This is a genomic window from Pseudomonadota bacterium (assembly GCA_039033415.1).
In the GTDB taxonomy this organism is placed as follows: domain Bacteria; phylum Pseudomonadota; class Gammaproteobacteria; order Xanthomonadales; family SZUA-38; genus JANQOZ01.
In genome coordinates this window covers 60,719-85,098 of record JBCCCR010000026.1, presented here as the reverse complement: position 1 = coordinate 85,098, position 24,380 = coordinate 60,719, and the positions used below count along the sequence as shown (strand labels likewise).

General features: G+C 63.5%; 22 protein-coding genes and 1 pseudogene. 5 read left to right on the top strand and 18 right to left on the bottom strand.

All coding sequences use genetic code 11. The features are described from left to right. Positions 1–26: 26 nt before the first annotated feature. Positions 27–722 carry a hypothetical protein gene (locus AAF358_19635; protein MEM7707773.1) on the bottom strand — a complete coding sequence of 232 codons (696 nt, stop codon included), beginning with the start codon at positions 720–722 and terminating at the stop codon, positions 27–29. Positions 723–1,045: 323 nt separating this feature from the next. Between AAF358_19635 and AAF358_19630 the strand changes: the two genes are divergently transcribed. Beyond that, positions 1,046–1,561 (top strand): hypothetical protein, encoded by a 516-nt coding sequence (locus AAF358_19630; GenBank protein MEM7707772.1) that lies wholly within the window; start codon positions 1,046–1,048, stop codon positions 1,559–1,561. On the opposite strand, the gene murD is transcribed toward AAF358_19630, so the two are convergent. From murD to AAF358_19610, 4 genes are all read right to left on the bottom strand, one after another. Further along, positions 1,536–2,852, bottom strand: a complete 1,317-nt coding sequence (gene murD, locus AAF358_19625) for a UDP-N-acetylmuramoyl-L-alanine--D-glutamate ligase (GenBank protein ID MEM7707771.1) — start codon at positions 2,850–2,852, stop codon at positions 1,536–1,538. The genes AAF358_19630 and murD overlap by 26 nt on opposite strands. Next, positions 2,849–4,219 carry an endonuclease domain-containing protein gene (locus tag AAF358_19620; GenBank protein MEM7707770.1) on the bottom strand — a complete coding sequence of 457 codons (1,371 nt, stop codon included), beginning with the start codon at positions 4,217–4,219 and terminating at the stop codon, positions 2,849–2,851. The genes murD and AAF358_19620 overlap by 4 nt, the downstream gene beginning before the upstream one ends. A 35-nt stretch (positions 4,220–4,254) precedes the next feature. Further along, entirely contained in the window at positions 4,255–6,810 is a 2,556-nt protein-coding gene (locus AAF358_19615) for a bifunctional aspartate kinase/diaminopimelate decarboxylase (GenBank protein MEM7707769.1), read from the bottom strand. A gap of 285 nt (positions 6,811–7,095) precedes the next feature. Further along, a complete protein-coding gene (locus AAF358_19610) occupies positions 7,096–7,614 on the bottom strand; it encodes a glycine zipper 2TM domain-containing protein (protein MEM7707768.1) in 519 nt (172 codons plus the stop codon). Between the two features lie 443 nt (positions 7,615–8,057). On the opposite strand from AAF358_19610, the gene fusA reads away from it, so the two are divergent. Together fusA and AAF358_19600 are read left to right on the top strand one after the other, a co-directional pair. Beyond that, a complete protein-coding gene (fusA, locus tag AAF358_19605) occupies positions 8,058–10,100 on the top strand; it encodes an elongation factor G (GenBank protein MEM7707767.1) in 2,043 nt (680 codons plus the stop codon). A 35-nt stretch (positions 10,101–10,135) separates the two neighbouring features. Next, positions 10,136–11,308 (top strand): polysaccharide ABC transporter ATP-binding protein, encoded by a 1,173-nt coding sequence (locus AAF358_19600; GenBank protein ID MEM7707766.1) that lies wholly within the window; start codon positions 10,136–10,138, stop codon positions 11,306–11,308. On the opposite strand, the gene AAF358_19595 is transcribed toward AAF358_19600, so the two are convergent. Continuing rightward, positions 11,286–12,221 (bottom strand): class I SAM-dependent methyltransferase, encoded by a 936-nt coding sequence (locus tag AAF358_19595; GenBank protein MEM7707765.1) that lies wholly within the window; start codon positions 12,219–12,221, stop codon positions 11,286–11,288. The genes AAF358_19600 and AAF358_19595 overlap by 23 nt on opposite strands. A 230-nt stretch (positions 12,222–12,451) precedes the next feature. Between AAF358_19595 and AAF358_19590 the strand changes: the two are divergent. Beyond that, positions 12,452–12,703: pseudogene (locus AAF358_19590) on the top strand (helix-hairpin-helix domain-containing protein). A 177-nt stretch (positions 12,704–12,880) separates the two neighbouring features. Here AAF358_19590 and AAF358_19585 read toward each other — a convergent pair. From AAF358_19585 to AAF358_19560, 6 genes are all read right to left on the bottom strand, one after another. Continuing rightward, complete coding sequence (locus AAF358_19585; GenBank protein ID MEM7707764.1) at positions 12,881–13,618, bottom strand: S-methyl-5'-thioinosine phosphorylase; 738 nt, start codon at positions 13,616–13,618, stop codon at positions 12,881–12,883. Beyond that, a complete protein-coding gene (locus tag AAF358_19580) occupies positions 13,615–14,160 on the bottom strand; it encodes a hypoxanthine-guanine phosphoribosyltransferase (GenBank protein ID MEM7707763.1) in 546 nt (181 codons plus the stop codon). The genes AAF358_19585 and AAF358_19580 overlap by 4 nt, the downstream gene beginning before the upstream one ends. Beyond that, a complete protein-coding gene (nagZ, locus tag AAF358_19575; GenBank protein ID MEM7707762.1) occupies positions 14,148–15,152 on the bottom strand; it encodes a beta-N-acetylhexosaminidase in 1,005 nt (334 codons plus the stop codon). Before nagZ ends, AAF358_19580 begins: the two co-directional genes overlap by 13 nt. Further along, positions 15,149–16,492, bottom strand: a complete 1,344-nt coding sequence (rlmD, locus tag AAF358_19570; GenBank protein ID MEM7707761.1) for a 23S rRNA (uracil(1939)-C(5))-methyltransferase RlmD — start codon at positions 16,490–16,492, stop codon at positions 15,149–15,151. Before rlmD ends, nagZ begins: the two co-directional genes overlap by 4 nt. A gap of 3 nt (positions 16,493–16,495) precedes the next feature. Further along, positions 16,496–17,110 carry a YdbL family protein gene (locus tag AAF358_19565; protein MEM7707760.1) on the bottom strand — a complete coding sequence of 205 codons (615 nt, stop codon included), beginning with the start codon at positions 17,108–17,110 and terminating at the stop codon, positions 16,496–16,498. A gap of 78 nt (positions 17,111–17,188) precedes the next feature. Next, on the bottom strand, positions 17,189–19,240 hold the full coding sequence (locus AAF358_19560) for a hypothetical protein (GenBank protein ID MEM7707759.1): 2,052 nt from the start codon (positions 19,238–19,240) through the stop codon (positions 17,189–17,191). A gap of 130 nt (positions 19,241–19,370) precedes the next feature. On the opposite strand from AAF358_19560, the gene AAF358_19555 reads away from it, so the two are divergent. Further along, complete coding sequence (locus AAF358_19555; GenBank protein ID MEM7707758.1) at positions 19,371–20,087, top strand: response regulator; 717 nt, start codon at positions 19,371–19,373, stop codon at positions 20,085–20,087. A 21-nt stretch (positions 20,088–20,108) separates the two neighbouring features. Here AAF358_19555 and pdxJ read toward each other — a convergent pair whose 3' ends face one another. The 6 genes from pdxJ to lepB are packed head-to-tail and all read right to left on the bottom strand — an operon-like array spanning position 20,109 to position 24,377. Beyond that, positions 20,109–20,837 (bottom strand): pyridoxine 5'-phosphate synthase, encoded by a 729-nt coding sequence (pdxJ, locus tag AAF358_19550; GenBank protein MEM7707757.1) that lies wholly within the window; start codon positions 20,835–20,837, stop codon positions 20,109–20,111. Further along, the gene (recO, locus tag AAF358_19545; GenBank protein ID MEM7707756.1) at positions 20,834–21,550 is read right to left on the bottom strand and encodes a DNA repair protein RecO; all 717 of its coding nucleotides are present in this window, start codon (positions 21,548–21,550) and stop codon (positions 20,834–20,836) included. The genes pdxJ and recO overlap by 4 nt, the downstream gene beginning before the upstream one ends. Continuing rightward, the gene (gene era, locus AAF358_19540; protein MEM7707755.1) at positions 21,547–22,461 is read right to left on the bottom strand and encodes a GTPase Era; all 915 of its coding nucleotides are present in this window, start codon (positions 22,459–22,461) and stop codon (positions 21,547–21,549) included. Before era ends, recO begins: the two co-directional genes overlap by 4 nt. Then, positions 22,454–23,164 (bottom strand): ribonuclease III, encoded by a 711-nt coding sequence (gene rnc / locus AAF358_19535; GenBank protein ID MEM7707754.1) that lies wholly within the window; start codon positions 23,162–23,164, stop codon positions 22,454–22,456. The genes era and rnc overlap by 8 nt, the downstream gene beginning before the upstream one ends. Then, complete coding sequence (locus tag AAF358_19530; GenBank protein ID MEM7707753.1) at positions 23,148–23,531, bottom strand: DUF4845 domain-containing protein; 384 nt, start codon at positions 23,529–23,531, stop codon at positions 23,148–23,150. Before AAF358_19530 ends, rnc begins: the two co-directional genes overlap by 17 nt. A 45-nt stretch (positions 23,532–23,576) precedes the next feature. Continuing rightward, on the bottom strand, positions 23,577–24,377 hold the full coding sequence (lepB, locus tag AAF358_19525; GenBank protein ID MEM7707752.1) for a signal peptidase I: 801 nt from the start codon (positions 24,375–24,377) through the stop codon (positions 23,577–23,579). Positions 24,378–24,380: the final 3 nt, after the last annotated feature.

Here is a 24,380-nt window from a genome sequence, read left to right as displayed (position 1 = left end):
GCCCCTAATGCTTCAATGCCGCCCGGTTAAGAGGACCTCTCCGTCAGCACGGGGAAGTTCAATAACGACGATAGCGGTGTCTTGTTATTCGACAGGAGGGGCAAACCGAAGCTGCTTCGCCGGCTGGGCTTCGGCGTTGTCAGTGGTTTAAGTCCGATCATCGATGACAGGGGTGTCTTGCCGCGGCTTAGCAACGGCATGCCAAAGCTGGAGGTGCGACCGGGCTTTGGCGTGGTCAGGGGCTTTATCCCAATCACTGACGACAGAGGCGTCGGTTTGTTGCTCGACAATCCGAAGCCAATGGCGCCGGACAAAGAGAAATTGGAAAGCTCCCGCACATTAATTGAACGCTTGGAGCGGGCCAGAGCCGGGACACCCAGGAATTCAGATAGCGGTGACGGGTCATAGGCGTTGTACTCGCGGAGCATTTCGGTGCCCACCCCACCCGCCTTGGCTATCACGCGATTGGCCAGGTCTCCTCGACCAAACGGCGGCTCCATGACGAGCACGCTTTGTCCGTTGGCCAGCGCTTCCGCGCAGACCGCTCGATACATGGCGGGCAACACCCCCGCTCTCATCGCCCTGTCGAGCGGCGCCGATACACCACCTGACTCTGGTGACAGCATGGTGATGTCTTCAGCGAGAAACTCCACCTCTCTCAGCGAGGTGATTGCGCCCTGGGCGGCCTCTTCTGACTCAAAAAACCTAACGATGGTAAGCACGATCAATCTCCCAACGACAAACCATTGATGTCCCCAAAATCGCGGATTTTCCGATATTTTGGCGCCTGATTTCCCGACAAACCCGGGAAACACTCAGCAAAATTATCGGTGTCAACTCTTATTGTCAACGAAGCTTGGCAGCTAAGAATGTACACTTTCCGTTACAAATTGGAAACCGATTTCTTGCAGCCCACGATCGACCAATCCGAACCTTTTGCCCGACATCCGCAGACCCCTCGCGTTGGCCCGCGAACAATCATTACCCTGTAGGGGCCAAAGCAGCGTAGCCTTCGCTACCAGCGTTAACCGCCAAGCGTGACAACTTGCTCTGTATCGACGACATCCTTCCTGCCCACCTTCGGTCCCTTCTCGCGCCCCTGAGTCTCGAGCTGACCGTGGTCGGCCCGGGACAAACGATCCCCGGCTCGTATTGGGGCGAACCCGAAGCGGGCCTGATTGCCGGTGAGCTTTTCGTTCGGGGAGACACGCCGGTCCATTCCGCACTTCATGAGGCAGCTCATTTCATATGCATGACGCCCGAGCGGCGGACCGTGCTTTACACCGACGCGCAGGGCACCGACGACGAGGAGTCCGCCGTTTGCTATCTCCAGCTATGCCTCGCCGAGGCACTGCCCGGGGTTACCCAGGCACGCTTGATGGGCGATATGGACAGCTGGGGCTATAGCTTCCGGCTCGGCAGCACGCGCCGCTGGTTTAAGGACGACAGCCAGGATGCCCGGCAGTCGCTGCTTGCCTGGCGCCTGATCGACGATGAGAACCGGTTTCTGTTTAGCGTCCGCGGCGATGGGACATTCACCGCACCTGGCAAAGGCGGATAAAGGTCTCCCCACGCTCCTTAAAATCCGCAAACTGATCGAAGCTGGGCGCGCCCGGCGACAGCAGAATCACCCCACCCTCGTCACAGGACAAAAGCGCCAGCGCCACCGCCGCGGCAAGGTCTGAACAGCGCCGGTGCTTTTGCGAAGGGGCTAGCGACGCCAGCGTAGCCGACAGACGCTCGGCCCCCTCTCCCTGGACGATCACTTCCGTGACCGGCGCGGCTTCGAGCTCCCGCGCCAGCCCCGCCCAATCCTGCTGTCGCTCAAAGCCGCCCACAATGAGCACCAGCGGTTCTTCGCTAAAGCAGCGGATCGCGGCGATTGTGGCGTCCGGCGTGGTAGCGATGCTGTCGTTGATACAGCGGGGTCGTCGGACTGAAGGAACGGGCTGAAGTCGGTGGGGTAGCGGGTCAAAATTTCGAATCTCAGCGAGCGAGGCCTCGACGTCAGCGCCTGCCACCGCCGCTGCCGCCAGAGCAACCTCAAGATTGTCCAGATTGTGACGTCCCGGCAGTCGCCAGCCAGCGAGTTCACCGATCTTCTTTCCGGCCCTTCGCACCTCACTACCCCGGACCTGCCAGCTCGCGTCGCTGCCGGCCCACTCGGACACCCCCTGCCCTGCGAGTGCCGCCCTGGCGCTCTCGTGAGCGACGGTGCCGCGGCTCGCCATCGCCAGCAGACGCCGCTTGTCCCGGTGGTACTGGGCCAGGCTGCCGTGCCAGTCAAGATGGTCCGCCAGCAGATTGGTCAGCACCGCGATTTCCACCGACCCGGCAAGGTCGACGATCTGATACGACGACAGCTCCACCACAAACCAGCCGGGGAGTTTGTGCTGATCCTTCAGATCCAGAAAGCTGAGTAACGGCTGACCGATATTGCCCCCGAGACGCGCCGTGAGGCCAGCTGCGGTCAGCAGGTGAGTGACCAGACTGCTGGTTGTGCTTTTGCCCTTGGTGCCCGTGACCGCCAGGACCGGCGCGCCGGGGCCCTCGGCCAGCCATAGTTCAGTGCCGCTGCTAAAGCGAACGCCTGCCTGCCTTGCGGCCACCAGCTCGGGCCGATACACGCTGAACCCCGGCGAGCGGATCACCACGTCAAAATGTTCAAGCTCCAGCTCCGCCAGGGGTCCCCAGCGGGTGGCGGCTTCGACATGCGGATCGAGCGTCTTTTCATCCAGCAGGGTTAGCTGCTCATAACCAATTCGACTGCCGATCGCCGTCAGCGCCGCGCGACCTTCAACCCCGGCACCGAGGATCGCCACCTTCTTGCCGGCGAGGTCAGCGATTTTCACCCGGCAAGCCGCTGATCGATGAGGGCATGCTGGAATTCCGGCGGGACCGTGCCGACCGACACCTCTTCGTAAAAGCCCTCCAGCGAAGGCGCATCAGCCACCTCATCAGCCAGGGCTGCCACCACCGCTCGGTCGCGCCAGGATGGATCTGACGCCAGCGCCCTCATCAGCGCCGCGCTTTCCTCAACCTCGCCGACACATTCAAAGGGTTTGATCTCGTCCAATCCGCACAGCGCGCGGAAGCCGGCTTCCTGCAACGGATCGTCCAGCAGGTCGCCGCCGAAGATCGGAAGCAGCTCGTCAGGGCTCAGGTGAGGCGCCAGCGCCAGAAACACGAAGCGGCATTTGGGACAGTTGCGGCACCAGCGGCCTTCAACCGGTGAGCCGTCGAGATGGAAGTTTCGATTGCAGCTGGAAAAGTGCTGATGCCACGTGGCGAGGCTGGCGAAGCGCCGAGCGATGGCCACCTCCGATGCCCCCCGGAGCAGTGAAAAATAGCGAAAGCCCTGCAGCACCTCTCGTTCGACAGCCTCCTGGAAGCGCCGCTCGAAGGCCGCACTCTTGCTGTACTGATGGTTGACCTGCTCCCCATTGGCGAGTTCGAGATTCGCGGCGTCAGCGGAGCGCTCGTTCGACATGATCACCGTGTCGAAGCGGTACAGCACGCCGGCAACCAGCATGATACCCGCGAGCACCGCCGTGATCGGCACGTGGCCGTTGTAGGCGCCCGAGCGATTCAGTGCCAGCAGTTCGGGGTCAATCGTCCGACCGATCTGCAGGTGCCCCTGGCTGTAACCCTGAGTCTCCAGCAGCTCAGCCATGTCCTGGATCAGCGTGGAGCTGCCCACGGCAACGGTGCGGAACGCGATGCCCGCCCGATGCAGCGCGTCGCAGGTGACCAGCGAGTCCTTGCCGCCCCCGAGGGGCACCACAACGCCGGAGCCGGTGGGGCGAGAGACAGTGCCGGCGATGCCCAGTCCGGGCTCCGCTGCGGTCGCCGACTCAAACAGCGTGACCGGCGGCGGCGTCAGGCCGCTTCGAAAGGTCATCTCAGCCAGCCCGTGGCGATAGACCTCACCAAGCAGCACCCGGCCGAGAGGTCCTGGCTGAGCCTGCGAGAACGCCACCGATGGCGGCAGCGCCGCCTTAAAGTAACTGACGCCCGCCAGCCACTGCGCCAGCCTCAGCGCTGACTCGAGCGCGGCGCGGCACACGCCTGCGGGATCAGGTACACCCGGAAACCTTAGCCGTTCGATGAAATGGCGCTCGCCCAGCTCGTAGCCCAGCGTTGCCTCGCCGGTCTCGGCATCCCAGCGGCAGTCAGAAAACGTCAGGCGGTCAACGCTTGAGGGGTCGAAGGTTGTCATCGATCAACAGCAAGCCATCGTCGCCCCGATCTCCGTCAGTCCAGCAGGAGCTCGGCTGCGGGCGGGCGAAGGTTGTAGTTTGACGCCATCGCAGCGCTGTAGGCGCCAGCGTTGGCGATCAGCAGCACATCGCCGGCCTCGCTTGTCGGCAGCAGCCGATCCAGCCCCAGAATATCTCCGGTTTCACAGATGGGTCCAACCACGTTACAGACCTGGCCTGCCGGTTCGTGCAGCCGGCTAAGGTTCGCGATCTCGTGATAAGCACCGTAAAGGGCCGGACGGATCAGAGAGTTCATGCCGGTGGCGACGCCGACATACTGCACCTCGCCCTTGCCCTTGAGCTGGGTGACCCGCGCGAGCAGCACTCCCGCCTCGGCCACCAGGTATCGACCCGGCTCCAGCCAGATCTGAACGGGCCGCAGCAGCTGCTGCTTGAGTTCCGCCAGACCCTCGTCAAGCGCTACGAGGTCGAGCGCCGCATCGCCACTTTTGTCGGGGACGCCCAGCCCACCGCCGAGATCCAGCACCTGCACATCGGGAAAACGCTCGAGCCAGCGCGCCATGGTTTCCAGCGTTCGATGCCAGGCCCCCGCGTGCATCACGCCAGAACCGACGTGGGCATGCAGCCCCCGGATCGTGATGTTGTGGCGGTCTGCCAGGGCTACCAGCGCATCGTGATCTTCCTCCACGATGCCGAACTTCGAGTTGGCGCCGGCGGTGCGCACCAGCTTGTGATGACCCAGCCCCGACCCGGGATCCAGCCGGACAAACACGTTTTGGCCAGCGAACGCCTTCCCCCATTGCTCCAGCACGAACAGGTTGTCGACGGTGACGTTGACCCCGAGCTCGAACCCCTCGCGGTACTCCTCCCGGGGCGCAAAATTCGGCGTAAACAGCACCCGGTCCGGCGTCAGCCCCGGCACTTCTGCAAGCGCTCGCTTGACCTCCGCCAGCGACACGCACTCCATGCCAACGCCGCGGCTGCCCAGCTCCCGCAGCACCTCGGGATTGGAGTTTGCCTTCATCGCGTACAGCACCTGATCCACGTGCTTGAGCGACAGCAGCCGATCGGCCGCCTCGCGCAGGGCCGGGCGTGAATAGACGTAGGCGCAGCTGCGGCCCGCCATCAGGTCCAGCAGGCGATCGCGCGACGTCTCCCACCAGGGCGCCGGGCCGCCGTTGCTGGTCTCTCCGCGGTGCAGCTGTTCCCAGCTTTCGCCAAAGACGGTGTCGCCGCCAACCCCGCCGGGGATGAGCTGCTGGTGCAGCTGCATCACCAGCTTCTCAGCGTGCGCCTCGTCGACGACAAACGTTAGATTGAGGTCGTTAGCGGCCTGGCTCACCAGATAGATCCGGCGATGCTCAAACACCTCCAGCGCAGGCCCGAGCTTGTGCAAGATGGTGCGGATACCCATCCCCACCAGACTGACCGATGCACACTGGTCAATCACCTGAACCCGGCAGATCTGGCCCAGCTCCTCGACCAGCCGGTTCAGCGCCTCAGCGTCGACCAGGTGGGTAGTGAGGTCCAACGACACCGTGACGTTTGCCTCCGAGGTTGACACCAGATCAACGGAGAATCCGTGCGCGCGAAACAGGCCGAAGGCCTCGGCCAGGAAGCCCACCTGATGCCACATCGCAAACCCTTCCATCACAATCAGCGTCAGGCCGCTGCGGCTCACGATGCCTTTGACCTGGGCCCCGAAATCGCGGGCCTGCGGTGAGATGAGCGTCCCCTGATGTTCAGGCCGCGCGGTCCAGCAGATCTGCAGCGGAATCTCCGCCCGGCGCACCGGCTCGACCGACATCGGATGCAGCACCCGGGCGCCCATCGACGCCAGCTCCTGAGCCTCGCGATAGGACACGTAACGCAGCAGCCGTGCCCCGGGCAGCGCCCGCGGGTCACTGGAGAACATCCCGGGCACGTCGGTCCAGATCTGCAGCAGCTCAGCGCCGAGCAGCTCGGCCAGGCAGGCCGCGCTGGTGTCGGAACCGCCCCGGCCGAGAACGGCAGGCTGACCGTCAGGGAGCCGGGCGACAAACCCTTGAGTCAGGTGTACGTCACCCTCGTCGGCCAACCGCTCGGCGGTCTCCGGTGATGGGGTTGGGCGACAGCGGGCTGCCAGATGGTCGGCTGAAGGATTCGACCCAGACGGTGAGGTGGTGAGCAGCGTGCGCGCGTCCGTGTCTCGGGTATCGATGCCGCGATGTCGCAGCCAGGCGCCGCCGCAGGCGCAGGTCAGGTATTCACCGAGGCCAAGTATGCTGGCCTGAACCGCTGGATCGGTACCCCGGTCCGGGTTGGCTGCGAGTTTGCTCAGCTCCTCAAGCGCAGGATCGAGAGAAGCGGACACGCCCATCTCGTCAAGCAACGATCGGTAGGCGCTTTCGATCTCTTCGACCGCGTCTGCGCCCCGCTCGCCGGCGGCAATCTGTTGGAGCAGATCGGTTACGCCACGGATCGCGGATACCACGATCATCACCGACCGGCCTTCGGCCTGCTCACGCCGCACCTGCGCCTCGATGTTTTCCCAGGCGTCGCGGGACCGAACGCTGGTCCCGCCAAATTTCATTACAACCCAACGCGGCATTGGCGCAGCAACTCAATAGTCAAACCATTGCGCAACGTACCCGAGTACCCGCCCGTTGACTAGCGCCGGATGGCACCGGCAGGGTTGACCCGCAAAGCTGCCCCGGAAAAGCCATAAATCGAAAGTGCCCCGGGAAAGAAAAAAAGGCCGCCCCAGGGGAAGGGCGACCTCCGGTACCCGTCAGGCATGAGAGGCTGAAGATGCGATCGCTGGCGCGAAACGCGGCCCTAAGCAGCGGCGGTCAGCAGTGCCGCTGCATGTGGATAGGACAAAGCCGGGCCTGCGCTAGCGACTGACGGGGTTGACTGATACCTGCAGATCGATCACCGGCCCTGGATCGTTGTCGAGGCGCGTGGTGTAGACCTGCCCGTTGTACTCGTATTCCACCCGGTAGCCGGTGATTCGCTCTTCCCGGTAGTACTCGTTGGCGGTTCGGCAGCGCGTTTCCACCCGGCGATAGTCCCGGTGACGGTTGTGCTGCACGTCGTTTGCCACGCTGGCACCAACGATGGCACCCACTACGGTGAGCGCGTCGCGGCCGCGGCCTCCGCCGAACTGGCGACCCACGGCTCCGCCGACGATGCCGCCGAGCAGCCCGGGCGTGGCGCTGCGTCGCCCGCGATATCGCACCTGCTCGTCCCAGCAGACCTCACGCTGGGTTGGCACCTGCACCGACTCATAAATCGGCGTTGAGCTGATGACCTGACCCTGTGTTCGCTGATTCTGGGCGGATGCCGACGTTGTCGCCAGCAGCGCCAGGCCGGCCAGACCTACCAAAACGTTTGCGCTCATCAACTTTTTCACGGTGTGCTCCTTTGCAAGTGTGTGCTGGCGGCATGCCCCCAGCACTCGAAAGCTTAGCGTGGTCAATCTGAATCATTCCTGAACGGCGCCCCGCGGGGCGCGTCGGCCTGGGCCCAGTTCGGGCGGGAGCCGACCGCGGAAAACCATGGCTCTCCGGCGTTCAGTCAGTAGACCGACCAAACGCCTGTGAACTTTCAAAGTTCGGCTAAAGGACGAGGAAGTGAGCCAAGGTTTTGCCAGCGCCTGGCTGATCGGGCAAGATGAATTATCCGAGCGCCAGCAGGCGGTTGGAAAGCACTCTTCCAGAAGTCCACAGGGCTTTCCCGCCAGTTCGGACGGCAACGCCGGAGAAGGCGGCTGCCGGGAGGTCCGGCCCAAAAACCGCTACGCTACAGCGCTGGCCATCGGCACAACGCCACGACAACAAAAAGCGGGAGAGCAAAATGCCCCATTACACGACCGACGCCATCCGCAACCTGGCCTTGACGGGTCACAGTTCGGCTGGAAAAACCACGTTGATGGAGGCGCTGCTGGCGTCAGCCGGCGCGATCAGCAGCGCGGGCAGCGTGGAGCGGGGCTCGACGGTCGGCGATTTCGATCCGATGGAAAAGGAACACCAGCATTCGCTCGACACGGCACTGGGTCATCTCGACCACCAGGGGGTGCTGATCAACCTGCTCGACACCCCGGGCTATCCCGATTTCCGCGGACCGACGCTGTCTGCGCTGGCGGCAGCCGAAAGCGCGGTAGTTGTGGTCAACGCACAGTCAGGCATCGAGCTCAACACGCGCCGCATGATGCAGCGTGCCCAGGAGCGTGGTCTCTGCCGCATGATTGTTATCAATAAGATCGATGCTGACGGGATCGATCTCACCGAGCTGGTGCGGGAAATCCGCCGCACCTTCGGCGATATCTGCCTGCCGGTGAACCTTCCTTCCTCGAACGCCAGCCAGGTGCTCGACGTGTTTTTTCACACCGAGGGAGAGGCCGATATATTCAGCGTCGAGGCCGCCCATACCGAGATCACCGATCAGGTGGTCGAAATGGATGAAGATCTGATGGAGGTTTATCTCGACCAGGGGAGCGTCGAGCCGCGCCAGCTTCACGATGCGTTCGAAAAGGCCCTGCGCGAAGGACACCTCGTCCCCATCTGCTTTACCTCAGCGACCACGGGTGCCGGCATTCCTGAGCTCCTGGATTTTATGAAAAACCTCATGCCCAGTCCGCTCGAGGGCAACCCGCCGCCGTTTCTGCGCGGTGAGGGGGAAGACGCTGAAGCGGTGAGCGCCTCGCTGAAGGCGGCGGACCACATCCTGGCCCACGCCTTCAAGATCACCAACGATCCGTTTGTCGGCAAGCTCAGCATCCTGCGGGTTTACCAGGGGACGCTGACGCCAGGCGCACAGCTCTACGTGGGCGAAGCCCGCAAGGCGTTTAAGGTCGCGCACCTGTTTCGCGTACAGGGCAAGCAGCAGATCGAGGTGGATAAGGTTTACCCCGGCGACATCTGCGCGGTGGCGAAGGTGGAGGACATCGTTTACGACTCGGTCCTGCACGATTCTCACGACGAAGACCACTGGCATCTCAAGCCGCTGGATTTCCCGCAGCCGATGTTTGGGCTGGCGATCGAGGCGGCGACACGCGGCCAGGAGCAAAAGCTGTCGACGGCGCTGGCTCGGTTGAGTGAGGAAGACTCCTGTTTTCACGTCGAGCACTCCGCTGAACTCAACGAAACGGTGATTCGGGGGTTGGGCGATCTCCATCTGCGCATCATGCTCGAACGAATGGCGCAGCGTTTTAATGTGGAGGTGACCACCCGCCCACCCAAAATTGCCTACCGCGAAACGATCACCAAAGACGCGGAGGGACACTTCCGGCACAAGAAACAGTCGGGCGGCGCTGGCCAGTTCGGTGAAGTGTTTCTGCGCGTCGCGCCGCAGCCCCGGGGCGAAGGCTTTACCTTCGAAAACAAGGTGGTGGGCGGCGCGATTCCCACCAACCTGATTCCGGCGGTGGAAAAAGGGGTGCGTCAGATCCTGGACGAAGGCGCGATCGCGGGCTATCCCCTGCAGGACCTCAAGGCGACCGTTTACGACGGCCGATTCCACGCGGTGGACTCCAAGGAGATCGCTTTTGTGATCGCGGCACGCAAAGCGTTTATCGACGCTATCGAGCAGGCTTCGCCGCAGGTGCTCGAACCCGTGGTCGAGCTGTCGGTCAGCGCACCCGACAGCTACATGGGAGACATCGCCGGCGCGCTCGCCGGTAAGCGGGCGCGAATCAGCGGCACAGACGCCGCCGGCTCGGGTCAGGTGGTGGTCAGCGCCCAAGCGCCGCTGTCGGAGCTCAGCGACTTCCAAACGGAGCTGAAATCGTTGACGGGGGGGCGCGGGCGCTACAGCATGGAGCTCAGTCACTATGAGCCGGTGCCAGGGCAGATCCAGAAACGTCTCTGCGACGCCTTTGCGCCGAAGGAAGACGACTAGGCCAACCGGCGCTACCCCAAACACGGAACTGATAGATGGCTGAACCCCTGGTTCGCATGGTGAAGGTCCATAAGACCTACACCCGCACCGGCGGCGGTGCGCAGCGTCTGGACGGCTGGCTAAGCGCGCTGCTCGGCCGGCCCGGCAACGCGGACGGCACCCCTGCCCTGCATGAGATTTCATTGCACGTGGCGCGCGGGGAGTCGGTCGGGCTGATCGGCGACAACGGCGCCGGCAAGTCGACACTGCTCAAGATTTTGGCCGGCGTGCTGCGTCAAAGCAGCGGCCAGGTCAGCGTCAACGGCCGCGTCGCGGCTTTGCTGGAGCTGGGCGCCGGCTTCAATCAGGAATTTACCGGCCGGGAGAACCTCGCTCTCGGCGCCGCGCTGATGGGCGTCTCAGCCAATCAGCTGCGGCGGCGCCTCGATGACATCATCGCTTTTGCGGATCTCGGTGGGCATCTGGACCGGCCGCTGAAACACTATTCCTCCGGTATGGCGATGCGCCTCGGCTTCGCGCTGGCCACCACGCTGGAGCCCGACCTGCTGATTACCGACGAGGTGCTGGCGGTGGGCGATGAGTCGTTCCAGCGCAAATGTAACCGCTGGGTGGACGGTTACGTGGCCGGCGGCGGTACGCTCCTGCTGGTCTCGCACAGCATGGACCAGATCCGCCGACTATGCCGGCGAACGTATTGGCTCAAAGGCGGGAAGATTGAACAGCACGGCCACACCGATGAGGTGGTCGACGCCTATCTGCGCTATCACGAGCGGAAGGGCGTCCTCGAACCGGACGCGGACTACGCTGGCTCCCACTATCGCCTGACGCGGCTGGAGATCAATACCGATGACGGCGTCTTAACCAACCCCGAGTCGCTGATCATCGAAGCGGAGCTGCATTCCCCGGATGATCGGGCGCCGGTGGTGGCGCTGGGCCTTAAGGATCGCCACAACACCGCCATCTATGGACTCACCTCAGAAATGCACGGGGTCACGCCGCGCCGCCTGGGTCGACGACGCTTTGGTTTTACGCTCGCGCTGGATGTGAGTCAGCTGCTGCCGGGGCGCTACCAGGTGACCGGACACGCCATGGACCCAGAAGCGCTGCGACTGTTCGACACCGCGATTCGAGAGTTTGATCTGCCCGATGATGACTCAGCGGCAGGACTCGCCACGGACGATGCCGCTAGCGGGTTTGTGCGTCTTTGACCGGTCCCCAGTGCTCGGCGTGCTGCTGCCATAGCGCCAGCAGGTAATCCCGGTACAGCTCAACTTCCGGATCCTGCGTCAGCGCGTTGAGCTCAGCGAGAAACCGCTCCGGCGGATGCACGCCGTAAATCACGTCCAAGAGGCCGCCAAAAAGCTCGCCCCATTGCTGCGAGTACCGCACCTGGCGCTCCACCGCGGCCAGCCGGGACCGCTGCTCCGTGATTTGCTGCTCGCTCAAGTCTTTCCCGACGATCAGCTGAATCCAGGGGCTGGAGCTGTAGCAGGCAAGTTCTTGCAGGCCCGCGTGACGGGCGTAGAGCTGGAACTCATCGGGCGTGCAAAACTGGTTTCGGGCGACGTTCTTTCGCGCGGTCTGGTCGGAACGCGACCACTCGTCCACCTCGAAGCGCCAGCGTTTCCAGCCCATCGGATGATCGAGGTTCCAGGTCTCCAGATAGGCCAGCGCGCCGCTGGTCATCACCCGCCGCAGCTCGTTGAGATATAGAAACAGGTCTTCCTTATCCATGTGGCACAGCACGGCAACGGTATAGGCGCGCTCGAAGCTCGCGTCCTCAAGCATGTCGAGACTGGTCCGGTGGAGCTGTGACAGGCTCACCCCCTCCACACCTTCCAGCCGCTGCCTGGCCACCGACAGCATCATCGAGGAGATGTCGACGCCGTGCCAACCACGCACGTCAGCAGCCAGCTCGCGGCCGATTCGACCCACGCCACAGCCCAGCTCCAGCACGCGATGGTCTCCACTGAGGTCGAGTGCCGCCCGCACCTGGGCCGCGGTCCACCGACCCGTCAGCCGCACGATCGCCTCGCTGGCGCTGCCGTCAACCGCCGCCAATGCGCCAGAATCGGTGCTGGCCTGGGTGTTCCAAAAACTGCTGTAAGACTGAAAGTCCACGCGTGGGTCCAAAGCTAGAGGGCGCGGGATTATAACGTCTAGCGGACCCCGTGATAAGCAGCCTCCGCTCAGCCGACTGACGAGGCTGCCGCCGGGTCACCGGCACGGCGCCGTGACGCATTCTTACGAATACCCGGCCAACCGACTCTATGGTGCCAGGCGTCGGTTGCTTAACGTAAGTCCAGCGCTGCCGCCGGCGGCGCTCCCGCAACCCCAACAGAGGAAATAGGATGAACAGATGGATTTGGATTCTTGCGCTGCTGCTGAGCGGCAGTGTCCATGCCGGTGAACCGGTGGACGTCAATCGCGCCAGCGCCGAGGAAATCGCGCGGTCGCTCGACGGCGTGGGTTTGAGCAAAGCCGAGGCGATTGTCGCCTATCGAAAACTCAACGGCGCCTTTAAACATCGCGACGAGCTGGTCAAGGTGAAAGGCATTGGGCTGGCGACCGTTGAGCGCAACCGCGACTACATTCAGATTGGCGTGGCGAGTGCTCGCCAGAAACTGGCCGACGGCCGCAAGTCTGGCTGACCCAGCTCGCCCCTCAGGTCGCGCAGCCCGCCTGGCCAAGGATGGCCACCGGCTGTTCGCAGCAGGTCCGGATGGCGACCGGCAACGCCGGCACAGTGCCGGACCACTCGTGGGCGCCAGGGACGGCGCTCACGTTTTTAGCCAGCCAGCGAGAAGCTGCCGCAGCCGGTCCTGGGCGGCCTCGATGTTCGCCATGATTTCGGGCAGCGAGATCGGCGCGTCTCCAGCAAAGCCGGCGGCCCAGTTGGCCGTGACGGTGATGCAAACAAACGGCAGCTCCAGTTCCGCTGCCAGGGCGGCTTCAGGCATTCCGGTCATGCCCACAACGTGACAACCATCGCGTTCGAGTCGCCGAACCTCGGCGGCCGTTTCCAGTCGAGGCCCCTGGACGGCGGCATAAACGCAGTCGTCTGCGCGCGCCAGCAGGCCGGTCTCGTCGGCGGCGCGTAGGCTCGCACGGACCTCTGCGTCATACGGTTCGGTCATCTCAGCGTAAAGAGTGCTGAGCTCCAGCTCACCCGCGTAGGTATGGTCCCGCCCCCACGTGTAGTCAATGATCTGATCGGGCAACCCGAGTGATCCGGGCGGCAGGTCGCGAGCCATGGAACCGACAGAGTTGATGGCAACCACCGCACGAGGCATGAGCTGCGAACACGCGTGGATATTGGCGCGATAGTTAACCTGATGCGGAAGGTATTCGTGGTCCTGACCGTGGCGTGCCAAGAAGGCCACCTCCTGCCCGTGCCAGCGACCGCTGATCAGCGGCGCTGATGGATTCCCAAAAGGGGTATCCAGCTCCAGCTCGCGGCTGTCGGTAAGGCCAGGCCAGCGATAGACACCGGTTCCGCCGATCACCGCAACCGTCATGCGTTGAGCCCGTAAATCGCGTCAAGGTGACGCAGCCGCCCTCGATAGTCCATACCGCAGCCAAACACGTAAACATCCGGAACCGTCAGGCCGCAGACGTCCGCCTCGACCCCCGGCAGGCACCGGTCGTGCAGCTTTTGGACCAGCACGGCGGTACTGACATCCTGCGCGCCTGCTTCCCGGCAATGCCGAATCACGCCATCCAGCGTAAAGCCTTCGTCGAGGATGTCGTCCACAATCAGAACTCGCTCACCGGCGAGCTGCGTCCGCGGGGTTGCCAGCCACCGGAGCCGATCGCCGCCCTGCTCATCGTGGTAACGCGTGGCGTGGAGGTAGTCCATCCGTACGTCCATGGTCAGCCGCGAGATCAGCTCGGCCGCCGGCAGCATCGCGCCGTTCATGATCGTCAGCACCAGCAGCGAATCCGCCGAGGCGTAACGTTCGTTGAGCTCCTGCGCCATGGTGTCATAGGCCGCTGCAACCGCCTCGGCGCTGTGGATGATTTTGCTGCCTTCGGGCAGCAGGTGGTTCAGGTCAGGCAAGCTAGCTGCTCCTTGAGTTCTTGGTGCCGCGCACTGGCGGCGAGCGACGCCCATGCGGGTCGATTCGTCCGACCACGCAGTCGCTCCAGGCGATGGTGGTTGGTTGGCCAGTCCGGTAGGTCGGTCGCCATCACTTGCTGAACGTCGTCCGGTCGGCAAACCAGCAGCAGGTCGCAGCCGGCCTCCAGCGAGGCTTCAATGCGCTGACCAAACCCTCCCGCCTGATGCGCGGCTCGCATGCCCAGATCATCACTGATCACCACGCCGTCGAAGGCCAGGCGTGCGCGCAGCACATCCTGAATCCAGGCGCGGGAAAACCCGGCAGGCCTGGCACAGACCTCCGGATAGACGACGTGGGCGAGCATCAGACCCTCGATGCCGTCGGCAATAGCAGCGGCAAAAGGCCGCAGGTCCGTCGCCAGAAGCTCGTCGAGGCTGCGCGGATCGGTGGCGTCAGCGACATGCGTATCGGGCACCACCGTCCCGTGCCCGGGAAAGTGCTTGCCGCAGGCGGCCATGCCGGCCTCGCGCATCCCGGATCGATAGGCTTTTGCCAGCGTTTCGACAGCAAAGGTCTCCGCGTGAAAGGCGCGGTCGCCAATCACCTCGCTGCCAGCGTTCAGATCGAGCACGGGCGCCAAACTGAGGTCGACGCCCAAACTGAGAATCTCGGAGGCCATCAGCTCTCCATGCGCGCGGGCCAGCGCGGCGGCCTGCGACGGGTTTTGGTCGAACACCTGACCGAGTGATGCGAGCGGCGGCAGCGTGGCGAGCGGAGTCCCAAACCGCTGAACGCGCCCGCCTTCTTGATCGATCATCAGCAGGGCGTCCGGACAGCAGTCCCGGACGGCCTGAGCGAGCTGCGTCACCTGCTCCGGGCTCTGCCAATTCCGTTTAAAAAAGATGGCGCCGCCAACGCAGGGATGACTCAGCCACTGTCGCTCCTGATCGGTCAGCGTCAGCCCCACAAGCCCAATGATCAGATAACTCATGATCGCGTAAAAACCGCGATGGACTCGACATGCCCGGTGTGCGGAAACATGTCCATGATGCCGGCGCTGACGAGCTCATAACCTCGTCCAACCAGCTCGCCCGCGTCGCGAGCCAGGCTGCCGGGATGGCAGGATACGTAGACCAGGCGGGGCGCCGCGAGGGCATCGAGCAGAGGAAGAAGTTCAGCCGCCCCGCTGCGTGGCGGGTCCAGCAGCACCCGATCGTAGGACCCCTGGCCCCAGGCGGTTGCTGCATGATCTTCCCGGAGATCGGCCGCAAAAAACTCCGCGTTCTCGATCCGGTTCAAGCGCGCGTTGTGGCGGGCCAGCGCCACTAGAGACTCTTCCCCTTCCACGCCGACCGCGCTGCGGCACGCGGCCGCGATCGGCAGCGTAAAGTTACCCAGACCACAAAACAGGTCCAGTACCCGATGCTCCGAGCTCAGCGCCAGAGCATCGAGCGTGTGGCTCACCATCTGGCGGTTCATCTCCGCGTTCACTTGAACAAAATTGAGGGGGCTGAAGTCGAATCGCAGCGCATCTCCGTGCGCGTTGGTCTGATCCAGCGAGAACGTGAGAGAGGCCGGCGGTTCGCCGGCCACCAGAGGCTGAACCGTATCCGGCCCGCCCGACTGCAGCCAGATATGAGCGTCCAGTGATTCGCCCAGCGCGGCCAGCCGCTCGCGATCATCAGCAGTGAGTTCCTTCAGGTGGCGGACTACCAGCACCAGCTGGTCGTCGCCGGCCGCCACCTCAAGCTGAGGAATCTCGTCCGGAATGGAGAGGCCGCCGATGCAGTCGCTGATCTCCGCCAGGCGCATACCCACTTCGGGTATCAGCGTGTGGCATTCGGTCATATCGCAGACGTAGCGCCCCATGCGCTCGCGGAAACCCACCAGTACCCGGCCTTTGCCCGGCACGTTGCGGACGCTGAGCCGCGCTTTGCGGCGGTAGCCCCAGGAACCGCCGGCGAGCGGCGCCAGCCAGCGCTGCGGAGTGACCCCGCCGATGCGGCGCAGGTTTTCTTCCAGCACCCGCTGCTTGGCCTTCAGCTGAGCCTCCGGCGCCAGGTGCTGGAGCGCGCAGCCGCCGCAGCGTTCAAAATTTGGGCAGCGGGGCTCAGTGCGGCTGGCCGAGGGTTCCAGCACCTCCACCACCTGCCCCATGTCGAAGGCTTTCCGGCGCCCGGTGAGCCGGAAGCGCACCGATTCACCCGGCAGCGCGCCGTGAATAAAGACCGCTTTACCGTCGACCCGGGCGACGCCCCGGCCGTCGTGACTCAGGTCTTCGATCGTTGCGTTGAGGGGCTCAGCCGGCAGCCGATGGCGACGTCTTCCCACCGGCTATTTTTGCCGCCAGTTGCCCGCGCTGTCCTGGTAGTACCAGCCGCTCCGCGCGTTGCTGACCCATTGCTGGGCGAAGGTTTCGCGAATCTGTGCCTCCCAGCCGGGCTGGCCGTTGGCAATGGCAATCTCGCGATAAACGGCGTCGCGGTCGCGATTGTCCGCCGCCACGGCGGCGTTGAGCGCGCTGCGATCGCGCAGAGACACGCTGGACAGGTCACGAACCGCAACCCGCGCGTCGTTGGTCAACCCGATGGCGCCGCTGGCGAAGTGTTTCGAAAGGTCTTTGCTGAAGCGTGCGTTCATCCGCGACTGAATGGCACGGATTTCCGGTGTGTTGATATCGATGTTGACCTGCGCATGGGCCGGGGGAATCACCCAGTCCAGGATCGCCAGGGCCGCCGCCGGGAGGGCGGACGTTGCGCTTTTCGGGACCGGCACAAACGCATCTGCTTCACCCTCCGCATCGGGCGCCTCATCAGGGCCGATGACCTCGTCGATAAACCGGTCAGCCGCTTCCTGGGCCGCAGCCTCGGGAAAGTAGACGTTGATAGTCACGCAGGCAGCCAGGGCCATGAGCAGCGCCGTCATCATGCAATAGCTTACTGTTTTCAATGTCTTTTCCTGTCTAAAACTCAAATCATCAGCCAGCATACGATCTACCAACTGACTGTCTGCTGAATCGCTGGAGGCCTATTCTACGCTTGCGGGCCCGCTTTCTGTTGCCGCTTGAAGCCGTCGCACCAACTGCGGCCAGTCGACCCGGCGCGAAAACCCTTTGATGTCGATCCGCGGGATACCCGAGCCACGCACCAGGAAATAGCCGTTGCCGGCATCTCCGACCCCGCCCATGTCACAGGTATTGTTGCGCAGGACGCAGGTCAAGCCCAGCTGCTGGTAGCCAAAATCATCGAATATTTTGAGGACCGTTGAGCCCAGCGCTGCGGCGCCGCCGCCGATACTCGAGAGGTTGTCGACGGCACGCTGGCTGATCCGCCGCCGAACGCCGGCGTCTGGATCGGTATGCAGATCCAGATCGAACGCCACCGGGCGCCAGTTCAGGAGCCGGAGGCCGTCCACCGAGCCTCGCAGCACACCCTCGATCTTGCCGAACGAAAAAGCGCCGGTCATCTGCTCGAGGTCGATGTCCTGGATCTGAACGTTTGCGGAGAGCGTCGGGAGCACGCCAAACAGGCGCTCCAGCCGGAGCTGCTCCATCGTCACCGTGCCGCCAAAGACATCGACCACGACGTTACCCCCAACCTCGACCACCTGGTTGCGCAGCCGGACCTGCGGAATGGTGCCACCCAGCGTGCCGTTTAGCACCGGCCAGTCGAGCGCGCGGGTGATCTGATCCAGCGCTACAGGCTTGAGTTCGCCACGGAAATCCATGGCCACCTGGTCGGTCCCCAAGTCGTTGAGCGCTAGCTCGTCCACCTGAAGGCCGCCATCGAGGACCGGAAGGAACAGCGGATCTAGCAGGAGCACCTGTCGGCCGCCGGCAAAAAAGCGGCTGTCCGCAGCGCCGATCAGCAGCGTGTAGTAGCGCAGCGAGTCCCAGGAGAGGTTGGAGTCAGCGGAGTCGCCGGCCAACGAATAGTCAACAAAGCCCCTGAGGCGGCTGGCGCCAAAGTGTTCCTGATTGCTGATGAAGTCAACGGTCTCAAAGATCAACGACACGTGGCTCAAGGCTCCGTTCTCGACGCGCAAACCACCCAGAATCTCGCCGCTGGCCGCCACTTCTTCCAGACCAAAACTTTCGCCGGCCGCGGACAAAAACCGCGGATACGCCTCGGCCAGTCGAAACCGATCGACCTGCGCCGTCAGCAGCTCCACAGTCCCCTCCCCGGCCAGCCGGGCCTCGCCGCTGACGGTGACGCTGTCGCCATCGCTGATCTGCCAACGGTCGATCGATGTGGTCCCCGCGGAATTTCGACGACCGGCGACGGTGAGCTCAACGTCCGGCAGCTCGCTGAAGCTGACGTAGGCCGGATCCACCAGAAGCTCACCGCCTTCAATGACGGCCGAAGCCTCGAAGGTCATCCCTTTATCCTCGCCCGACTCGAATGTGAGTTCCCCGCGCAACTTAAGGCCAGCACCGGCGCGGCTTCCGTCAAGCGAATCGAAGCCCAGGTCCCCGACCGTCCAGCTGCCGTTGACGCGAAGCTTGGAACCCAGCGTTGCCGTCAGGTCGAACGCGACGTCACCGTTAAGCGCCGTGAGCCCGGCCGGCAGCGCCACCGGGAGCTGCGACAGCAGTTCATCGAGCCGCAGCCCGTTCGCGCGTGCCATCAGAGTCGGCTGCGTCCCAGTCTCAAACTCGACGGACACCTCGCCGCCCGCCAAAGGCAACGTCAGCGACGCCTGCAAGGCGCTGACCGCTTCGCGCGGAGGTCCGCTGGCGGATCCGTCGGCCGACACCGATGCTGATGCATTGCCGCCAGTCCCGAAGCTGGCATCCCACCGCCCCTGCACTGGCCGTTCGTCTAGCCGGAAAGTCAGCTCGCCCGCGACGCAGCCGCCAACATCCCTCGCCAGCGCCAGCTTGGCACAACGTAGGGAAATTTCTGACAAGGACGCGGGCATGTTGCTGATGCCCAGCGTGCCAATATTCACGGAGGATTCACCATTAGGAATCAGCTCCCAATCAATCTGTCGCGCCCGCCAGTCCGCACCAGCCAGCTCGGCGACGGAGCCGGAAAGGGTCAGCTGACCCAAGGCCATGCCGCTCTGAGACAGCAGCACGACGAGTGCTGCGGCCAGGCGGAGGAAGGGAAGACGCTCAGCGACAGACAAAGCGGAGTGGCGGGCGCATCGGACCATGAATGGATCGGACTATACTGGCAATCGCATCGCGAAACCGGGTAGGTAAACCATGCGGATATTGATAGCAGACGACAACGACATCAACCGAGACTTTCTCAAGGCTGCCCTCGGCGACCCCGGCATCCAGATCGAAGAGGCGATGAACGGTCGCCAAGCGCTCGACCATTTTCTGCAGCAACCGTTCGATCTGGTGCTGATGGATATCCGCATGCCCGAAATGGACGGCATCGAGGCCACCAAAGCCATCCGGCAGGCGGAGAGCCGCGCCGGGCGGACGCACGGCGCAAAAATCATTGGCTTGACCGCAGACCTGCAGCTGTCCACGACCACCAATCTCCAGCAGCAGGGTTTCGACAACTGCCTGGCGAAACCGATTAGCCGCGACACCGTGCGCCAGCTCCTGGCCAGCGACGTGGCGCCGGAGCCTACGATGGAGGAAAGCAGCGCGACGCCGGTAATGGATCGCGAAGCGGCGCTGGCCGCGGCGGGTGGCAACGTCGAGTTGCTCGATCGGTTGATGGGTATGCTGCAGCAGGAGCTAACGCGTTTCCTGCCGGAGATCCGCGAGGCCGTCGCGTCGAACGACTTTGCCGCAGCGCGCGCCCCCGTGCACAAGCTACGCGGCTCGGCCGGGTACACCGGCTGTCTGGAGCTCAAGGAAACGGCCGCCAAGCTCGAGCTGGCGCTCACCCGAGGCCAACCAGGCGAGATCACCCCGGCGCTCGATGAGCTGGCCAAGGCCGCTGACAACGTCCGTCAGCTTTAGTCAGGGCACCTGAGGAGGCGGTCAGCGCCTCGCTTCGTTCATCAGTCGCTTCATTTCCCGGATGGCCTCAGGGAGGCCGACAAAAACGGCCCGCGCCACGATCGCGTGGCCGATATTGAGCTCCTCAATCGGCTCCAGCGCCGCAATGGGGGTGACGTTGTGGTAGTGCAGACCATGGCCGGCGTTGACCACCAGCCCAAGCGACCGGCCGAGCTCCGACGCCACTGCGATCCGGGTGAGCTCCTGCTCCCGAGCCGCGCCGCTGGCTTCGGCGTAGGCGCCGGTGTGAAGCTCAACCACGGGCGCGCCCATCGACGCGGCCGCCCGAAGCTGGCTCTCTTCCGGGTCGATAAAAAGCGAAACGCGAATGCCGGCGTCCCGCAGCCGCTGGCAGGCATCAGCGACTGGCTGACCGATGCCGGCAGCGTCCAAGCCACCCTCGGTCGTAACCTCTTCGCGTCGTTCTGGCACCAGGCAGACGTCCTCAGGCTGGGCTTCGCAGGCGATCGACAGCATTTCATCAGTCACCGCACACTCGAGGTTGACGCGGGTCGTGACCGTGCGCATCAGCAGCTCCAAATCCCGATCCTGGATGTGCCGGCGATCCTCGCGAAGGTGGATGGTGATGAGGTCAGCGCCGGCTTGTTCCGCCAGTGCGGCAGCAAACACCGGGTCCGGGTAGTCCGTGCCCCGAGCCTGCCGCAGCGTCGCAACGTGATCGATATTGACCCCAAGACTAATCGGTCTCATGACTGAATCTCCGGTTGAATCATCTGTTGGTATAGCTGCCGCGAGCGCAGCGGCTTGGGGCCGAGGTAGTGTCGAAGCACCTCACCCAGCAGCTGCCGCGCCTCGCGCTGAACCGCTGCGTCTCCATCCTCGCCTCGTGCTAGGCAAAGCAGCGTTTCGCCGCGCACGGTCTCTGCTGAGATTTGAACCGTTTCCACGGGTCCTTCCTCAACCTCATAACGGTAGTGTTGTGTCGCCTGGACCGGCTCGCCCGTCACCGCATCGTGCGTCAACGCCACCGCGTAGCCCTGACTCGCCAGCAGCGCCAGCTCGAAACGTCGCAGGACCGGCGCTGCAGCCCCGGTGGCAAGCCCGACGAGCGTCTTGAGGTAACACCGAAACAGCGTTTCGTTGGGGTCGTCGCGCGCGGTGAGTCGCAGCAGCAGTTCATTCAGATAGAGCGCAATTAGCGCAGGTCGGCTGCCGACCGTCAGAATCGGCGGGCCCTCCGCCTCAAGCTGGCCGAGCGTCGCCAGCTGCCCTCGACCCGACAGGCTCACCTGAAGCGGTACGTAGGGCTGCAATAGCCCACCGCGATGGCGCCGGGATTTGCGCGCGCCGCGCGCAACCGCGCCGACACGACCCCGATCCCGAGTCAGCAGCTCGACCAGCAGCGACGCTTCCTCAAAATTGCGGCGGTGCAGAACAAATGCTGGGGTCAGAAGCCGATTCAATCCACGTAGCCCAGCTGCTGCAGCGAGCGTTCGTCGTCGGACCAGCCCTTTTTCACCTTGACCCACAGCTTCAGGTTCACCCGGCAGGCAAAGAACGCTTCAAGCGTCGCCCGCGCCGCGGTACCGATACCCTTGAGCGTCGCCCCACGCTGCCCGATCACAATGCCTTTTTGGCCCTCCCGCTCGACCCAGATCACGGCGGCGATATGCAGCACCGGACCCTCTCGCTGAAAGGCTTCAACTTCCACCGTCGACGCATAGGGCAGCTCTTGGTGCAGCCTTCGAGTCACCTGCTCCCGGATAAATTCGGTCGCGATGAACCGTTCACTCCGGTCGGTTAGCTCGTCCTCACCAAATACCGGCGGACCTTCCGGGACGGCTGCCAGCAAGCGCGCACGCAGCTCCTCCAGGCCTTTGCCTTTCTGTGCTGAAATCATGAGCAGCTCATCAGGATCAAACCGCTCGGCAAGCTCGGCGGACAGCGGCAGCAGCTTGGCTTTGTCGGTGACCAGATCGGTTTTGTTCAGCACGCAGAAAAGCTTGCCCTGCCGCTGCCGTAGCCCTTCACCGATTTTCAAATCCGCGTCGGTCACGCCACGCGCGTCCAGCAGCCACGCAACCACATCTACGCCCTGAGAGACCGCTTCGGCGACCCGATTGAGGTAACGGTTCATGGCCGACGCGCCGGCGGGTGCGGCGTGAAGCCCCGGGGTATCCACAAACACGAGCTGGCCATCTTCGTGATGGCTAACGCCCAGGATCTGATGACGCGTTGTTTGAGGTTTGTGAGCGGTGATGCTCAGCTTCTGGCCCAGCAATGCGTTGAGCAGCGTCGACTTACCCACGTTGGGTCGGCCGATCAGCGCCACGTAGCCGCAGCGATGAGTTGGGTTTTGGTCTGTATCAGTCACCCTCACCTGCCTCCAGATAGCTTAGCGCCATTGCGGCGGCCGTCTGTTCCGCCTTCCGGCGACTGCTGCCACTGGCCTCGAAGACTTGCGGGTCTCCATCGAGCACACAGCGCACCTGAAACACCTTCGCGTGATCGGCGCCCTCCGACCCGAGCAGCTGATACTCCGGAAGCGGTCTGCCCCGCTGCTGCAGGTGCTCCTGCAGCCGCGTCTTTGCGTCTTTGAGCGCCTCCGGTGCCGGCAGCGTAGCAAGACGGTTCTCAAACCAGCTCAGGACCACCTGGCGACAGGTCACGTAGCCCGCTTCCAGATAGATCGCACCGATGACGGCCTCCAGCGCGTCAGCCAGGATCGACTGGCGGCGCTGGCCACCGCTCTTTCGTTCACCCGGGCCGAGCAGCACGGCACCCATAAAGCCGAGTTCACCCGCCAAACGCGCCAGCGTCACGCCGCGGACCAGCCGCGCCCGCGCGCGGCTCAGGTCGCCTTCGGATGCGTTGGGAAACCGCTCGAAGAGTGCTTCGGAGATGATGGTGCTCAGCACCGAATCGCCGAGAAACTCGAGCCGCTCGTTGTTCGTTCGGCTGGCACTACGATGGGTCAGCGCCTGCGTCAGCAGGGCGGGATCCGAAAAGGTGAAACCTAGCTTAAGACCGCCGCCACCCGCCGCAGCCGGTCCGTTTTCACTAGCCTTTGAGGTCAACCGTCTCGTCAAATTTGGCGACAAAATCGAGGTTGCCGATCAGCGGCCGGCGGACTTCGTACCTCACGTTCAGTGTCGGGAGACCGCCTCGGGTGACCCGAATGTGGCTCTTGTTGACTGACTCGACGTAGCTCACATACATGCGCTTGATCAGCATTTCCTGGACCTGCCTCGGCTCCTGGCGGCTGACGCCTGGCTGTGACGCCACGCTCTTCATCGCCTGGACCACCGAAAAGTATTCCTGATAGACCGGGAACAGCTTGATTCCGATAAAGGCGAAAAAACCCAGGACGGTCAGCACGATGATCAGCCCGATCAGCGTAATGCCCCGCTGGCGCTTGGGTGAAGCAAGATCAATTGATTTCATAGAAATGCCTCCAAAGGGGCTAATATCTAAGGGAAAACCTTAGCATTATTTGATCACTGTTCCTATGCGATCAAAGCCGCTGGGACTTAAGTGCATCCAGATAAAAAAGGCCTTGCCCACCAGATTTCGGTCCGGCACAAAGCCCCAGTAGCGGCTGTCACGACTGTTGTCGCGGTTGTCACCCAGCACAAAATACTCGTCTTCGCCGACTTCCCATCGGTTGCTGCCAAAAGGCGGATTCAGCGCGGCGGGCGTCAGCAAAATGTTGTGCTCGCGGCCCGGCAGCTTTTCCAGCGCGTTTTGTTGGCGGATGCGCGAGGTCCCTTTCTCGGGCACATAGGTCCCGGTTATTTGGGTATCGACCAAAGTGCCGTTCAGGTAAAGGCGTTTGTTGCGGTATTCCACCACGTCGCCGGGAACGCCGACGATGCGCTTGATGTAGTCCTGGGCGGGGTTTTCAGGATAGCGGAACACCACCACGTCACCGCGCTCGGGCGAACCCAGCTCGATGACCTTGGTATCGATGACCGGCAACCGAATCCCGTAGGAAAACTTGTTGACCAGGATCAGGTCGCCGTCGAGCAGCGTTGGCATCATGGAATCGGAGGGAATCCGGAACGGCTCTGCGAGAAAAGACCGGATCACGAGCACGATCAGGATGACCGGAAAGAAGGACCGCGCATACTCGACCACCACCGGCTCTTTGGCCTCGCCGGCGGTTTCGTCAGTCCCACCGCCCGCCAGCGCAGCGCGGCGTTTCGGCGCCAGCAGCAGCGAGTCCAGCGCCCAGATTGCGCCCGTCACGCCCGTGAGGATCACCAGAATTGCGGCGAAATCAAAATGCATAGT

What these genes read in the sequence shown, in the direction of transcription:
- lepB (MEM7707752.1), bottom strand. Translation starts at nt 24,377, where the DNA reads ATGCATTTTGATTTCGCCGCAATTCTGGTGATCCTCACGGGCGTGACG.
- AAF358_19620 (MEM7707770.1), bottom strand. Translation starts at nt 4,219, where the DNA reads ATGACAACCTTCGACCCCTCAAGCGTTGACCGCCTGACGTTTTCTGAC.
- AAF358_19615 (MEM7707769.1), bottom strand. Translation starts at nt 6,810, where the DNA reads ATGCCGCGTTGGGTTGTAATGAAATTTGGCGGGACCAGCGTTCGGTCC.
- fusA (MEM7707767.1), top strand. Translation starts at nt 8,058, where the DNA reads ATGCCCCATTACACGACCGACGCCATCCGCAACCTGGCCTTGACGGGT.
- AAF358_19585 (MEM7707764.1), bottom strand. Translation starts at nt 13,618, where the DNA reads ATGACGGTTGCGGTGATCGGCGGAACCGGTGTCTATCGCTGGCCTGGC.
- nagZ (MEM7707762.1), bottom strand. Translation starts at nt 15,152, where the DNA reads ATGAGTTATCTGATCATTGGGCTTGTGGGGCTGACGCTGACCGATCAG.
- pdxJ (MEM7707757.1), bottom strand. Translation starts at nt 20,837, where the DNA reads ATGAGACCGATTAGTCTTGGGGTCAATATCGATCACGTTGCGACGCTG.
- AAF358_19600 (MEM7707766.1), top strand. Translation starts at nt 10,136, where the DNA reads ATGGCTGAACCCCTGGTTCGCATGGTGAAGGTCCATAAGACCTACACC.
- AAF358_19555 (MEM7707758.1), top strand. Translation starts at nt 19,371, where the DNA reads ATGCGGATATTGATAGCAGACGACAACGACATCAACCGAGACTTTCTC.
- AAF358_19530 (MEM7707753.1), bottom strand. Translation starts at nt 23,531, where the DNA reads ATGAAATCAATTGATCTTGCTTCACCCAAGCGCCAGCGGGGCATTACG.